Origin of the sequence: Pectobacterium sp. HCp5_1 (assembly GCF_032905925.1) — a bacterium.
In the GTDB taxonomy this organism is placed as follows: domain Bacteria; phylum Pseudomonadota; class Gammaproteobacteria; order Enterobacterales; family Enterobacteriaceae; genus Pectobacterium; species Pectobacterium brasiliense_A.
Genome location: NZ_JAUMIO010000003.1, coordinates 249,142 through 264,069 on the forward strand (window position 1 = coordinate 249,142; position 14,928 = coordinate 264,069).

The 14,928-nt window shown below is 49.0% G+C and carries 13 protein-coding genes, 1 pseudogene and 1 CRISPR repeat array; of the genes and pseudogenes, 6 read left to right on the forward strand and 8 right to left on the reverse strand.

Going from position 1 to position 14,928, the window contains the following annotated elements; all coding sequences use genetic code 11:
- Positions 1-1,309 precede the first annotated feature (1,309 nt).
- Positions 1,310-1,757: a CRISPR direct-repeat array (repeat unit 28 nt; unit sequence TTTCTAAGCTGCCTATACGGCAGTGAAC).
- A gap of 1,516 nt (positions 1,758-3,273) precedes the next feature.
- The 5 genes and pseudogenes from Q3A88_RS03925 (at position 3,274) to Q3A88_RS03945 (ending at position 5,890) form a co-directional block, all read left to right on the forward strand.
- Positions 3,274-4,131 (forward strand): hypothetical protein, encoded by an 858-nt coding sequence (locus Q3A88_RS03925; RefSeq protein WP_317177439.1) that lies wholly within the window; start codon positions 3,274-3,276, stop codon positions 4,129-4,131.
- A complete protein-coding gene (locus tag Q3A88_RS03930) occupies positions 4,124-4,528 on the forward strand; it encodes a DUF1240 domain-containing protein (protein ID WP_317177440.1) in 405 nt (134 codons plus the stop codon). The genes Q3A88_RS03925 and Q3A88_RS03930 overlap by 8 nt, the downstream gene beginning before the upstream one ends.
- A gap of 47 nt (positions 4,529-4,575) precedes the next feature.
- A pseudogene (locus tag Q3A88_RS03935) lies at positions 4,576-4,978 on the forward strand (DUF1240 domain-containing protein).
- A gap of 45 nt (positions 4,979-5,023) precedes the next feature.
- On the forward strand, positions 5,024-5,428 hold the full coding sequence (locus tag Q3A88_RS03940) for a DUF1240 domain-containing protein (RefSeq protein ID WP_317177441.1): 405 nt from the start codon (positions 5,024-5,026) through the stop codon (positions 5,426-5,428).
- A 57-nt stretch (positions 5,429-5,485) separates the two neighbouring features.
- Positions 5,486-5,890 carry a DUF1240 domain-containing protein gene (locus Q3A88_RS03945; RefSeq protein WP_317177456.1) on the forward strand — a complete coding sequence of 135 codons (405 nt, stop codon included), beginning with the start codon at positions 5,486-5,488 and terminating at the stop codon, positions 5,888-5,890.
- A 51-nt stretch (positions 5,891-5,941) separates the two neighbouring features.
- Here the strand turns inward: Q3A88_RS03945 and Q3A88_RS03950 are convergent, their stop codons facing one another.
- From Q3A88_RS03950 to dnaB, 8 genes are all read right to left on the reverse strand, one after another.
- On the reverse strand, positions 5,942-6,421 hold the full coding sequence (locus Q3A88_RS03950) for an Hcp family type VI secretion system effector (RefSeq protein ID WP_014916572.1): 480 nt from the start codon (positions 6,419-6,421) through the stop codon (positions 5,942-5,944).
- 124 nt (positions 6,422-6,545) lie between these two features.
- Positions 6,546-7,043, reverse strand: a complete 498-nt coding sequence (locus tag Q3A88_RS03955) for a M48 family metallopeptidase (RefSeq protein WP_317177442.1) — start codon at positions 7,041-7,043, stop codon at positions 6,546-6,548.
- An 83-nt stretch (positions 7,044-7,126) separates the two neighbouring features.
- Complete coding sequence (locus tag Q3A88_RS03960; protein ID WP_039465897.1) at positions 7,127-8,320, reverse strand: aromatic amino acid transaminase; 1,194 nt, start codon at positions 8,318-8,320, stop codon at positions 7,127-7,129.
- A gap of 64 nt (positions 8,321-8,384) precedes the next feature.
- Positions 8,385-8,999, reverse strand: a complete 615-nt coding sequence (locus Q3A88_RS03965; RefSeq protein WP_010279239.1) for a YitT family protein — start codon at positions 8,997-8,999, stop codon at positions 8,385-8,387.
- A gap of 250 nt (positions 9,000-9,249) precedes the next feature.
- Positions 9,250-9,729 carry an Lrp/AsnC family transcriptional regulator gene (locus tag Q3A88_RS03970; RefSeq protein WP_010279234.1) on the reverse strand — a complete coding sequence of 160 codons (480 nt, stop codon included), beginning with the start codon at positions 9,727-9,729 and terminating at the stop codon, positions 9,250-9,252.
- Between the two features lie 433 nt (positions 9,730-10,162).
- A complete protein-coding gene (locus Q3A88_RS03975) occupies positions 10,163-10,801 on the reverse strand; it encodes a hypothetical protein (protein WP_233990252.1) in 639 nt (212 codons plus the stop codon).
- Positions 10,794-11,876: an alanine racemase gene (alr, locus tag Q3A88_RS03980; protein ID WP_233990253.1), complete on the reverse strand. Its 1,083-nt coding sequence runs from the start codon at positions 11,874-11,876 to the stop codon at positions 10,794-10,796. Before alr ends, Q3A88_RS03975 begins: the two co-directional genes overlap by 8 nt.
- Before the next feature lie 41 nt (positions 11,877-11,917).
- Positions 11,918-13,324, reverse strand: coding sequence for a replicative DNA helicase (gene dnaB / locus Q3A88_RS03985; protein ID WP_010279223.1), 1,407 nt, complete (start codon positions 13,322-13,324; stop codon positions 11,918-11,920).
- Between the two features lie 248 nt (positions 13,325-13,572).
- On the opposite strand from dnaB, the gene Q3A88_RS03990 reads away from it, so the two are divergent.
- Positions 13,573-14,559 (forward strand): quinone oxidoreductase, encoded by a 987-nt coding sequence (locus Q3A88_RS03990; RefSeq protein ID WP_233990255.1) that lies wholly within the window; start codon positions 13,573-13,575, stop codon positions 14,557-14,559.
- Positions 14,560-14,928 lie beyond the last annotated feature (369 nt).

The following is a 14,928-nucleotide window of genomic DNA, read 5'->3' on the forward strand; positions in this document are numbered from 1 at the left end:
TATAGGCAGCTTAGAAATCATCCACCTTTGCCAGCATGTCTGTGAGAATGTTCACTGCCGTATAGGCAGCTTAGAAATCACAATTTATCGTTCTGAACACGCATCAGATGTTCACTGCCGTATAGGCAGCTTAGAAAGCTTTGCGCATATCGGTCATCGGAACCTTCACGTTCACTGCCGTATAGGCAGCTTAGAAATCTCTTAATGTGCCTGTCGTTGTGCAGGCGCAGTTCACTGCCGTATAGGCAGCTTAGAAAACAATAAAATCAGACAACTCTGTGCGAGCCTTGTTCACTGCCGTATAGGCAGCTTAGAAAAAATCCCCTGTAACACTGTCAGGCTGTCAAATGTTCACTGCCTATACGGCAGTGAACACGATGACGGCCATGTCGATGGGCGCTCATGCTTTTCTAAGCTGCCTATACGGCAGTGAACCAGCAGGTGGCCTCGTAACTGTGACGCTTTCTTTTCTAAGCTGCCTATACGGCAGTGAACGCCTGAGATGCTGCCATTGCTCTATCTTGCGCTTTCTAAGCTGCCTATACGGCAGCTTAGAAAAGCAGCAGCGCCGGCTATTTTGCTTCGGAGAGGTTCACTGCCGTATAGGCAGCTTAGAAAATCGTCATCTGCGGATTCACCGCCATCGCCACGTTCACTGCCGTATAGGCAGCTTAGAAAACCGTTCCTGCCAACTGGCGACGGCCTGACGCGTTCACTGCCGTATAGGCAGCTTAGAAAACGCTCTATCGTCAGTGGGGCTGATTCCGTACCGTTCACTGCCGTATAGGCAGCTTAGAAATTGCTGCGCCATGTCCACTAACAGTGTCATGGGTTCACTGCCGTATAGGCAGCTTAGAAAAGGTTAGAACCGGAGGTTCAGCAAACTGTAGTGTTCACTGCCGTATAGGCAGCTTAGAAATCACCGATACGGCTAAACACTCGGTCAACTAAGTTCACTGCCGTATAGGCAGCTTAGAAAGCATTACTGTTAAGTTTCGCCCGGGCGACAAAGTTCACTGCCGTATAGGCAGCTTAGAAATACTAATCCAAGCGCCCTTGATATTAGACTGGGTTCACTGCCGTATAGGCAGCTTAGAAAACTGGATGAGCACAGTAGCAATGGCGATAGCTGTTCACTGCCGTATAGGCAGCTTAGAAAACGACTGAAGGTGTGCAGGTGCTGGATGTGGGGTTCACTGCCGTATAGGCAGCTTAGAAAGAATGACAGCGCAGCAATGAGAGTAAGCAGAATGTTCACTGCCGTATAGGCAGTGAACATTGTGTCTTTCGCCAGCGTCAAATCACGATCTTTCTAAGCTGCCTATACGGCAGTGAACCGCTGCAAATCATCCAACTTGCTTTTAGCATCTTTCTAAGCTGCCTATACGGCAGTGAACTTCTTGTGCTGGCCTTCCTTTCATGGGCGGGTTTTCTAAGCTGCCTATACGGCAGTGAACGACCACTTTTTGCGCCTTGCTGGGATTCTTGATTTCTAAGCTGCCTATACGGCAGTGAACCAATGGTTCAGGCTCAAGGAGTTCTCATGCAATTTCTAAGCTGCCTATACGGCAGTGAACCATTCCTCATGTGCAATGTGTCTTCCCAATCATTTCTAAGCTGCCTATACGGCAGTGAACCTAATGCCGGATCTTTCCCTTCTTCACTGGTATTTCTAAGCTGCCTATACGGCAGTGAACCATGAGGCGCGGCACTCTATTGCCTTCCGATGTTTCTAAGCTGCCTATACGGCAGTGAACCTTGACACGGGCCAATTAGCCATGGTCTTTACTTTCTAAGCTGCCGTATAGGCAGCTTAGAAAAACTCCCTCATCTGTGTGTATGTCACTACTGTGTTCACTGCCGTATAGGCAGCTTAGAAATGTGCAGCCAAACGTTGACCAGCAGCACGGCCGTTCACTGCCGCATAGGCAGCTTAGAAAACAGACGTACCGTTAAATCCGATACGCAGCATGTTCACTGCCGCATAGGCAGCTTAGAAAATTGTTCCCTGAATGCCGCCTTCTCCGCCTGTGTTCACTGCCGCATAGGCAGCTTAGAAAAATAACTGGTTGCGCGGTCTGCCGTCTGTTTCGTTCACTGCCGCATAGGCAGCTTAGAAATTATGCACACGCCCGCCGCGACGGTGTACAGAGTTCACTGCCGCATAGGCAGCTTAGAAAAAAATCGGCCTTGAGCGCGTCCTAGCGCTTGAAGTTCACTGCCGCATAGGCAGCTTAGAAATGAACTTCACGCGCAAAATTGGCTTGTTGTGCGTTCACTGCCGGATAGGCAGCTTAGAAAAGTTTGTGAACTTCATCATCAACGGTGATAGCGTTCACTGCCGGTTAGGTAGCTTAGAAACAGCCATTGGGGCCGGTATGCGTCAACCAGAAGTTCACTGCCGGTTAGGCAGCTTAGAAAATTGCGGATCGTCCTCCTGGGTACGCTTTGCAGTTCACTGCCGTATAGGCAGCTTAGAAAACATACACCGTTCCGGTTTCTCTGTCTTTCCAGTTCACTGCCGTATAGGCAGCTTAGAAAGTATCAGGCAGCGAGGGCGGCGATGGTTGGCTGTTCACTGCCGGTTAGGCAGCTTAGAAAATGATTACAGATCCTTTTTCCGTTTAACGTCTGTTCACTGCCGCATAGGCAGCTTAGAAAATGATGAATGCAGCAAATTTGCCATCAGCCGGGTTCACTGCCGTATAGGCAGCTTAGAAAGACTCAGGTATTCGCGTGTGTCCGGCGTTGATGTTCACTGCCGTATGGGCAGCTTAGAAATTGCGGCGTTCAGGCGCAGCGATAGCCAACTCGTTCACTGCCGTATAGGCAGCTTAGAAATGTCTTGTCCAGCGCAAACTTGCCTTGCTGCGGTTCACTGCCGTATAGGCAGCTTAGAAAGGATACGATATATTGCCGGTCACGCAGAACAGGTTCACTGCCGCATAGGCAGCTTAGAAATTCCCAGCCGACACTGTCGCAGTGCAGTCGGAGTTCACTGCCGTACAGGCAGTTTATCCCCGGTTTTAAGTGCCATTATCTGGCTATTATCGAGGTAGCGCTATCGGCAGAGTTTGATGCGTTATCGCCTTTAAATAACGTATTTTTGATTCCCCTTTCTCGTAACATTTTTAAGTAAAGAGTTTCTTTGTGGAGAATGAAAAATTGCGGATTGAACGTTATTAACATTTAAAAATCATCATTTTTCCGTTAAAGTAGCCTTACAGGGAAATAGTTCGTTGACTTAAGTAAAATTCAAAGGAATGAGATGCTGTGAAATACGATTCGGTTTTAAAAACGCTTGTTGATGATGATTATCGGTTAGAAGATCATCTTGATTTTAAAAAGCAGCATGCTGATATTAACTATCAGAAATTACATGCTCAACTCAATGAAATAAATAACGATAACATTCATGCCATATTAACTGTGCAGGAAGCGACGTATTTTTTACAGACGTTATGCACACCGAATCCTAATCAATCGTGGAAAACAGCCATATTTGGCTGTACCGATCCTGTTTCATCGTTTGCTGGGAACATCGCAGAAGCCGTGTCTGTGAGCCGAATCGTGATGGAGATGAAAGGGTTCGGCGTCACGGCAACGGAATATGTCGGGAAAAATGGCAGTAAGTACATAAAATTATCTGGCTATCCGGGGGTAAGGAAATATTTAGATGCCACCCGATATTTAGTCAGTAACCATAAAATACTCGATATAGGGATAGGTACCAAAGGGATTGAAAGTGGTATTGCGGCAGGAGCAAGATTCTGCATTGTTTTTTCAGGTGCTTATCGAGCCATTGAATTGATGGTGAAGGATGAATACGCACTGACCGATTTCTTTGTTAATTTAACGATGGATGCCGCAAAATTAGCGATATCTATTGGGTTTGCCTGGGGGGCGAAAACAGTAGCTACCGCAATGATGGTCACGGGGGGGAGTGTTATTGGTATTGCTCTTGGCGTATTTGCTTTTGGGGTATTTGTCAGTTTTTCATTACTGTGGTTGGATGACAAATATAAAATAAGTGAGACGATAATAAAAAATTTAAAATCACATAAAACGCACTATACTCCATATCATCCCGATCAATTCTTTCATGCTTGGGGGAACTACAGTCGTGGTTAAAATAAACAGGCCGTTCTTTTTTTCGTTTTCATTTTTTTCTTTTATCCTTTCATGTTGGGCTGGATGGTTTTCTTTAAGCGGGTATATTGATTTTTTTAAGTTAAGTAATGTTGTTTTATTTTCATGGAAACTGGGTGTGATGATTTTTTTAGTACCTATAGCATTGCAGTTCTCTCATTTCTCCCTTTTTTCTGCGATAAAAAATAAGCCTATTAAAATGAATAATAAAATTTCAAATGTATTGGTTGTATTTGCTATTTTGGGGGCTGTGATTAGTTTTTTTTCATCTCTGTATATCTCTTATAGCCTAAATGAGTCGGGGTATGAAGTCTGTCCTAAGACGTCCTGGATGTCTCCGAATAAATATGTAAAAAACATTGCTCTTTGTAAAGAATAAATAATGATAAGAGAATATGCTTTTTCATGCTTGGGGGAGGTACAGTCGTGGTTAAGATTAATCGGCCATTAGCTGGCGCATTTGCAGTTTTTATTTTTCTATTGACATGTTTTACTGGTTGGTTTTCTTTTAATTCATATTTAGATATTTTACAGTTAAATGATAAGATAGTTTTTCATGGAAAGTTGGGTTAATGGTATTTGATTCTCCTTTGCTATTCTATTTTTCATATTTATTTTTTTATTCTGCAATAAATAATAAAATGGCGAAAATTAATAATAAGTTTGGAGGGGGTTATTTATAATAATGATCGTTGGTGCTGTCATTAGTTCATTCTCATCTTTCTACATGTCTTATAATTTTAGGAATTATGGTTATGAAATATGCCCTAAAACATCCTGGATGGATCCCAATAAGTATGTAAAAGACATTTCTCTTTGTAAAGAGTAAAAATGGTACGAGAGTATGCTTTTTCATGCCTAGGGGGAGTCAGTCGTGGTTAAAGTAAACAGACCATTGATTGGTACGTTTTCTGTTTTTCTTTTATGCCTTTCCATCTGGGGAACTTGGTTTTCTTTAAGTGCATATTTATCATTTTTTAACTTAATTGATGCAGTTGTTTTTTCATGGAGGGTTGGGCTTACTATCTTTGGTGTACCTTTATCATTCTATTTCTCATATGTTTGCTTTTGTTCTGCTATAAAAAATGAGCATGTGAGGATCAATAATAAATTAGGCGAGTGGTTGGTTAAGCTTCTTATATTTGGTGCTGTATTTAGTTTATTGTCATCAGCGTATATATCATACAGCCTTAGCCATCAGGGTTATAAAGATTGCCCTAAAATATCCTGGATGGATCCCAATAAATATGTGAAAGACATTTCTCTTTGTAAAGAGTAAGAAGAAAAATGGATGTCTGATAGGGAATACTTTTTCATGCTTGGGGGTGAGTCAGTCGTGGTTAAGGTAAACAGACCATTAGTTGGTGCATTTGCAGTGTTTATTGCTATTATTTCCTGCTGGGGATGTTGGTTTTCTTTAAGTGGGTATTTAGCTTTCTTTGCATTAAGTGATGTAATCACTTTCTCTTGGAAAGTCGGTGTTCTAGTATTTGCTGCGCCGCTATTATTCTACTTTTCATATCTGGCATTTTTTTCAGCAATAAAAAATGAACTGCCAAGAATGAATAATAAATTAGCGGATAGACTAGCAGTAGCCGCTATAGTTGGCGCAGTGGTGAGCCTGTTCTTATCGATATATATGTCACATAACCTTAGCCATCAAGGCTATGAAATCTGCCCTAAAAAATCCTGGATGGATCCCAGTAAATATGTGAAAAGTATCGATCTTTGTGATAAGTGATGAATAACAAGCACAGCTAATAAGATGTGCTTGTTATCAAAGGCCTAAATCTTAGAGGCTCATTTCCTCCCAAATACTGTAACCCGACGTTCCTGCGATTTTGTGGTTCCATGCTATGGTTTTATATTTCAGCTGGACTTTTTCATACGGCATGATGTCGTTATTATCGATGACGTGTGGATAGACACAGGTGACGTCGACAATGCTTGCATCCGTTAAGGTCACTTCGTAATAAAGTTCTAACTGCCCAGCGGAATTGACGCGATAAAAATAAAATGTCACATCAACTTTTTCATTATAAGAGATCGCCATCCCTAATAACGGAGACGACTTATCGATTGGCTTAATAAAATGAATCGGATGATGCGCGACATTCTGTTCGCGACTGATGCTGTGGTTTAACCCTAATACTTGTATTTGATCTTCATGACCCGTTTGGTAGCGATTACCAATTGAATCTAGCGTTGAGCAACCAGATGATATTAAACCCTGTTTTTGACCATTAATGCTGGCATAAATCAAATTAGCCATATCAAATCCTTATGAGAATATTTATCAATAGACTGCGTGATAATATATCGATTATCCGCGCGGAAATAATACGGCTAAGGCAAAGCTAAAGTAAAGCGAGTCATAATAAAAGGTGAAGTTAGACCTAACCCGCATTTATTTCTCGCCAGTTCAGCCAGATTCGCATATCAAATTCCAGCTGGTGATAATCAGGTTCCATATGGCAGCAGAGTTGGTAGAAGGCCTTGTTGTGATCTTTTTCTTTGAGGTGAGCGAGTTCGTGTATCACGATCATCCGCAGGAAATCTTCCGGCCCGTCACGGAACAGCGTCGCTATTCTGATTTCGTTATTGGACTTTAATTTTCCGCCCTGTACACGCGCCACAAACGTATTGGTTCCTAGCGTCCCTTTTATCGGGTTCTGTTTATTGTCGTAAAGCACCTTTGATATCGCCGGGGCGTTTTTCAAATAGCGCTGTTTCAGCTCGGCGACAAACTGATAGAGCGACTTATCACTCTGGATCGGATGGCGGTCAGGGTATCTTTTTTCCAGCCAGAGGCCGAGTTTGCCTTGATCGAGGAGCGTTTGTACTTGGGCAACAATCGTTGGGGGATAGCCGTTCAGGTAGCGTAGTTGGGTCATGGGATTTTTATCACAGAAGCCACTGAGTTAAGCGAGTTCACAACGGTGAGTCGGTTAAACCAGTGGCTTTATTATTTTACGATTTACTGAATCGCGGCGAAAGCCGCAGCAACGCGCTGGACGTTGCTGTGGTTCAGCCCCGCCATACACATACGGCCGCTGGCGATCAGGTACACGCCGAATTCTTCACGCAGACGATCAACCTGTTCCGGGCTGAATCCGGTGTAGCTGAACATACCGCGCTGGGTGAGCAGGTAGTCGAAGTTACGGTTCGGCAGTGCGTTTTTCAGTGCCGAAACCAGTTCCTGACGCATGCTCAGAATGCGGGTGCGCATCTCTTCGACTTCCGCTTTCCAGTCAGCGTTCAACTGCGCGTCGTTCAGGACTTTAGAGACCACCTGTGCGCCGAAATTCGGTGGGGAAGAGTAGTTGCGGCGGACAGTCGCTTTTAACTGACCCAGCACGCGCTGTGCGCTGTCAGCATCGTCACACACCACTGAAAGGCCGCCGACGCGCTCGCTATACAGTGAGAAAATCTTGGAGAACGAGTTGGCGATCAGTGCCGGAACACCTGCGCTGGCAACGGCGCGAATCGCATAGGCATCCTGCTCGATCCCGAGGCCAAAGCCCTGATAGGCGATGTCCATAAACGGAATCAGCTCACGCTGGATGATGACCTCAATGACGCGATCCCACTGTTCAGTGGTGAGGTCAGAACCGGTCGGGTTGTGGCAGCACGGGTGCAGCAGCACGATGCTGCGTGCTGGCAACGCTTGCAGGGTGGCCAGCATGGCGTCAAATTTCACGCCCAGATTTTCGCCATCGAAATACGGATAAGTGTGAACGTTAAAGCCCGCGCCCTCAAAAATCGCAATATGGTTTTCCCATGTTGGATCGCTGACCCACACTTCTGAATTCGGGAAGTAGCGTTTCAGGAAATCCGCACCGACTTTCAGCGCACCGGAACCGCCCAGCGTCTGGATGGTGGCGATGCGACCCGCTTCCAGCGCCGCGTGGTTTTCACCAAATAGCAGTTGTTGGATCGCGGTACGGTAAGGCTGTAGCCCTTCCATCGGCAAATAAGAGCTCGCGCTCTGCGCTGGCTGTTTCAGGCTGCTTTCTGCCGCGCTGACGGAGCGCAATTGCGGGATAATATTCTGCTCGTTGTAGTAGAGCCCGATACTCAAATTGATCTTATCCGCTCTTGGATCCTGTTTGAATTTTTCCATCAGAGACAGGATAGGATCTCCGGCATAGGTATCAACGTTTTGAAACACAGTGTAGCTCTCCTGAATGTGTCATTTTTATGGGTACCGCAACCCCGACGATGGCGGGGGACAATCAGGCCGCGTAACGGCCGGGGCGATGATTCATCGCGATAATCAGGTTCAGAATGGTTGCCCCCAGAATCGAAGCAATCAACATCGGTATGCTTACCACGAACAGGGAAGTCAGCACAATCACAACGTCAACACCCATCTGGAGTTTTCCCGCCCGCAGGCCGTATTTGTCCTGAAGATACAGCGCCAGAATGTTCATGCCGCCGAGGCTGGCCTTATGGCGGAACAGCACCACGAAGCCGATGCCGGTGATGATATTGCCAAACAGCGTGGCGTAGAACGGATTGAGCTGATCGAAATGAACGAACATCGGGTGCAGGTCGGAAAACAGCGAAACCAGCCCGACAGCGCAGAACGTTTTCACCGTGAATTCCCACCCCATGCGGCGTAAGGCCAGATAGTAGAAGGGCAGGTTCAGCAGGAAAAACGCGACGCCAAAGGAGACGTTTGTCAGATAGTGGATAAGAAAAGCGATACCTGCGGTGCCGCCGGTGAGGGCGCCGGCCTGACGTAGCAGAATGACGCCAAACGATACCATCAGCGTGCCGATCAGTATCGCCAGAATATCTTCCAGCAGCGTGTGTGATAGTTTTTGTGTGGGAATAACGTTATCCATGGTGAGCACTCAACAGACTGTCGTAAAAACATGTGCTTACCAGAGCAAGAATCGCACCAGATAGTGCTGCTTAGCGGCTGGCATCGGCATAATCTCGCCTGCGATAAGAGCAACGTATTGAATTATATGAATGAAAATAATGCGTGATTCATGCATTTTTTATTATTTATTTGTCTATTTTGTGCATTTATTTGGAGGTTATTGCGTGAAATGCAGATTTTCTGCACCAAATAGAGGCGATTGCCCCAACTTAGGGCAACGCAGGCCGTTCCGGCATCATCAAACCGTTCTCTTTGAGGCGGTTCAATACCACGGAGGTTTTCAGGTGCGCGACGCTCTTGTTCTGCGACAGAATCTGACTAATCAGCGTGCTGAGTCCAGGCAGATCTGCCACGGCGACTTTTAACAGATAATCGGCATCGCCCGTGGTTTTATAGGCGTCGATGATGGCGTCCACTTCTCCCAGCATCTGGTGAAAACGCTCAACGTATTCGCTGGTGTGATTGATCAGTCGCACCTCAATTAACCCCAGACATTCCAGCCCGACCGCGTTCGGCGACAGACGGGCATGATAGCCGAGAATCAGCTGTGCCTGCTCTAGCGCGATGCGACGGCGGGAACACTGCGAGGCGGAAAGCCCAACCAGATCGCTCAGTTCCTGATTGGTCAGGCGGCCGTTCGTCTGTAGCAGCGTCAGGATTTTCAGATCGAAGTCATCAATGTGGTACATCGCGTTTCCTAAACAGTATCAGGCAGTCAGCCAAACAGACTACCAGCTTTTTAGGCCGCGTTGCCTATGAGTTTTTTATTCCTGACTTTAGGAGAGCTTTATTTTCTTAGCTGCCTGCTCGGCAGTGGACGCGACCAATTGATTAAGAGTCAATAGGTCCTATTTCTGAGCTGCCTACACGGCAGTGAACCGCTGTGTTGTGGTGATGGGTACTACGCAGTGTTTCTAAGCTGCGTATACGGCAGTGAACTTTTCTATATCTGCTCCGGCTTTGGCATACCATTTCTCAGTTGCCTATACGGCAGTGAACGATTTAACACCTGAGATGATCGCGGACACAATTTTCTAAGCTGCCTGTGCGGCAGTGAACGAGACAGATAGCACTCTGTCATGTTGCTCATCTTTCTAAACTGCCTATACGGCAGTAAATCCATCACTCCACAATGATCCGCTCGTCATTGTCTCCCAGGCATATGCTTAACTGTTGTCCGTCAGAGCTAAAGGCGCAGTAGGGGAGAGGTTCACGCAGGTAGAGATGTAGCGGAAGCGCCAGATAAAGCGCAACGAGCAGCAATGCGGCGACGGCTTTAGCATAGGTTGGGCGTTGAGCGACTGGGTTGCGCCGCGCGTGTCGATATTTCACGATGCCGATAGCGGCCATGCCTGCGCCTACCAGCATGGAAACATACAGCTCACCGGGCATCGGGGAGAGTATCAAATTGTCGTTTTCATACTCCTGCCAATATTGAATCCGCCACAGGGCGCTGATGCCGATTTGCACCAGACCCGCGAGTATCCAGGCAACACGCCATCCTGAAAGCCGAAAGAGCGCTAGAAAACAGAAACCCGATGCGGCGCAAGACCAGTAGATGAGATCGAACATCGCGCTAAACATGCCGCCAAACAGCGTGCCGCCGACATCCGTCGGTTTCAGAGTATAGAAATTGACGAGGGCAAACAGCGTCAGGATCGCGGAGATGGCAAGCCAGCTTGCCGCATAGTAGATAACCCGTTTTAAGGTCGGCAAGCCATGCGCCTGCCGATAAAAACCTGCTGGTCCGTTTTTACTCACCGTCGACGTATTCCACCGCAGTGCGCTGGGTTAAGCGCGTAATCAGTTCGTAGGCGCTGGCACCCGTATGCGCGGCAATGCGTTCAACCGGTAGCGTTGGCCCCCAAAGAATGACCTCATCGCCAACCTTGTCCTGCGCATTCGGCCCTAAATCCACCGTAATCATATCCATTGATACGCGGCCGGAAAGCGGCACTTCACGCCCGTTGATGAGCACGGGGGTTCCTGCTGGCGCGCAGCGCGGATAGCCATCGCCGTAGCCGACGGCTACCACGCCCAGACGGGTATTGCGCGGGCTGGTCCAGGTACCGCCGTAACCGACCGCTTCGCCTGCATAGTGTTCGCGAACGGCAATCAGGTGAGACGTAAAGGTCATTGCAGGCTGGAAGCCGAAATGCGCGGCGTCTTCGTTATCCAGCGGCGACACGCCATAGAGAATGATGCCGGGACGAACGCGATCGCGGTGCGACTGTGGCCACAGCAGAATGCCGCCGGAGGCTGCGATGGACTGTGCGCCGGGTTTACCCTGCGTAAAGGCATCGAAGCAGGTTAGTTGGCGTTCGGTGGTGCCGGCTTCGGGTTCATCGGCGCGGCAAAAGTGGCTCATGATATTGACCGGCTGAACCACATTGCGGCATTCGGTCAGGCGTTGCCAAAACGCGTCGGCGTGTTCCGGCAGAACGCCAAGGCGGTGCATGCCGCTATCGAGCTTCATCCACACGGGGATCGGCTGTGGCAGCGTGGCCTGCTCCAGTGCGGCAAGCTGTTCAGGGCTGTGAACGGCGGTTTCTAGCTGGTGCTCCACCAGAAGCGGAAGCTCGTCTGCGGAGAAAAAGCCTTCCAGCAGGACGATAGGCTTGGTGATGCCTGCGGCGCGCAGTGCCAGCGCTTCGGAGAGCCGCGCGACGCCGTAACAGTCAGCGTCGGAAAAGGTATGGGCAGCGTCGATCATGCCGTGGCCGTAGGCGTTGGCTTTCACGATGGCAACGACCTGGCTGCCAGGCGCGAGCTGGCGGATACGTTGCAGGTTGTGGCGTAAAGCACGCCGGTTAATGACGGCTGTTGCCGTTTTCATTCTTGTTCCTTAGTGCAGTGTTGTCATTGCTGAGCGCTGCGTTATTCATCATCATATTGTGGGCCGGCATAGTTATCAAAGCGCGACCACTGCCCGTTAAAGGTCAAACGAACGGAACCAATCGGGCCGTTACGCTGTTTCCCCAGAATAATTTCAGCGATGCCTTTCAGGTCGCTGTTTTCGTGATACACCTCATCACGATAGATAAACATAATCAGGTCGGCATCCTGCTCGATGGAGCCGGATTCACGCAGATCCGAGTTAACCGGGCGCTTATCGGCACGTTGTTCCAGGCTACGGTTAAGCTGCGATAGGGCGACGACCGGAACCTGCAATTCTTTTGCCAATGCTTTGAGCGAGCGGGAAATTTCTGCAATCTCCAGCGTACGGTTGTCGGACAGTGACGGCACGCGCATCAACTGCAGGTAGTCGATCATGATCAGGCTCAGGCCATCGTGTTCACGGAACACGCGGCGGGCGCGGGATCGCACTTCGGTCGGCGTCAGGCCGGAGGAGTCATCGATGTACATATTGCGCTTTTCCAGCAGGATCCCCATGGTGCTGGAAATACGCGCCCAGTCTTCATCGTCCAACTGACCGGTACGAATACGGGTCTGATCCACGCGGGACAGCGATGCCAACATACGCATCATGATCTGCTCACCGGGCATCTCCAGACTGAAGATCAGCACCGGTTTATCCTGCATCATCGCCGCGTTTTCACACAGGTTCATGGCGAAGGTGGTTTTACCCATTGATGGACGCGCCGCGACGATGATCAGGTCAGATTTTTGCAAGCCTGCGGTCTTTTTATCCAGATCCTGATAGCCGGTAGAGACGCCGGTTACGCCGTCGTGCGGGCGCTGATACAGCTGCTCGATACGGGAAACGGTGTCTTCGAGAATACGGTCGATGCTTTTCGGGCCTTCGTCTTTGCTGGCGCGGTTTTCGGCGATCTGGAAGACGCGGGATTCCGCCAGATCGAGCAGATCTTCACTGCTGCGCCCCTGTGGATCGTAGCCTGCATCGGCGATCTCATTGGCGACGGAGATCATTTCACGCACCACGGCGCGCTCGCGTACGATATCGGCATAGGCTCCGATGTTCGCGGCGCTTGGGGTGTTTTTTGCCAGTTCGGCAAGATAGGCGAAGCCACCGGCGGATTCCAGCGAACCTTGCAGCTCAAGCGATTCGGACAGCGTAATCAGGTCGATGGGTTTGCTCATTTCGAGCAGGCGCTGCATTTCGGTGAAGATCAGGCGGTGGGCGCGGTTATAGAAGTCGTTCGCGACAACACGCTCGGCGACATTATCCCAGCGCTCATTGTCGAGCATCAGGCCACCCAATACCGATTGCTCCGCTTCCAGCGAATGTGGCGGAAGTTTCAGACCTTCCATCTGGCGGTCACGGGGTTCATTCGATTTATTGGTGGGTCTTTTCTCTGCCATGAAACGGGTTCTTTACCGGTTGATTTGCCATTGGATTAGGGGGCATTGTATATGCCACACGTCCGAAATAACACAATATACCCGTCATACTTCAAGTTGCATGTGCGTTGGCTGCGTTCAGTCACCCGAATCACTTACTTGAGTAAGCTCATCGGGACTCCCTCGCTTGCCGCCTTCCTGAAACTCGAATTATTTAGGGTATAAGTATCATAGAGAGACAACGAACCTGTCACGATTAAGGAGATAACATGGCAAAACGCATTCAGTTCCGAGCTTATGGTGGCCCAGAGGTTCTGCAATATGCGGATTTCACGCCTGCCGACCCCGCTGCGGGAGAGGTTCAGGTTGAGAACCGCGCCATCGGCATTAATTTTATCGATACCTATATTCGCAGCGGCCTGTATCCGGTTCCTGATCTGCCTTCCGGGCTGGGAACCGAAGCGGCAGGCATCGTGACGAAAGTCGGAGCAGGGGTTAGCGAGCTGAAAGTCGGCGATCGCGTGGTGTATGCGCAGTCTGGGCTGGGCGCGTATAGCGAAGTACATAACGTAGTGGCAGAAAAGGTGGCGCTGCTGCCGGATGCCATCAGCTTTGAGCAGGCAGCGGCCTCTTTCCTGAAAGGGCTGACGGTTTACTACCTGCTGCGTCAGACATATGAAATTAAGCCAAATGAAGTCTTCCTGTTCCATGCCGCAGCGGGTGGCGTTGGGTTGATTGCCTGCCAGTGGGCGAAGGCGCTGGGTGCGAAGCTGATCGGGACGGTGGGCTCTGATGAGAAAGCGGAACGGGCAAAACAGGCGGGTGCCTGGGCGACAATAAATTACCGTACCGAGAATATTGCGCAGCGCGTCGCAGAACTGACCGACGGGCAGAAGGTGAACGTTGTGTATGACTCGGTCGGAAAAGATACCTGGGAAGCCTCGCTCGATAGCCTGCGTCGCCGTGGATTGATGGTCAGCTTCGGCAATGCGTCCGGGCCGGTCACCGGCGTCAATCTGGGGATTTTGAACCAGAAAGGCTCGCTGTACGTCACGCGTCCGTCGCTGTTTGGCTACGTGACGAACCGCGCCGAGTTGGAACAGGCCAGCAATGAACTCTTTTCACTGATCGCCAGCGGGGCGATTACGGTAGATGTGCCGCAGAACCAGAAATTCGCGCTGTCGGATGCGCAAGCGGCGCATCGGGCGCTGGAAAGCCGTAGTACGCAGGGCTCATGCCTGCTGATTCCGGGCTAATTGTTCAATGAGGTTATCGCATTCTGCCGATAACCTCGCTTCTCCCGCTACCCCTTTTCCAGACAGGGAAAAGAATGGCCGACAGTATTACTTCTTAACAAAAAAACCAAAACGGTTTGTTTGTTTTTTAAACACCTCTCTGTAGGATTTGACGAAAAGCAGATATTAAGACAGTCATTCAGATCCTGTGCCTTGCTCGTTGTCTGTGCCATACATCAATCCCAATAAGCAGAATCGAACGCGTATGTCGCGTCTGGCTGTGAGCATCGGTTCCACGGCATTTTTTCAAAAATGGTTCTCTCTTTACCTCTCCGCTATCTCGATTGTTGTTTTCACAGGCGATTTCTCGCCTGATTTTGAACACACTAA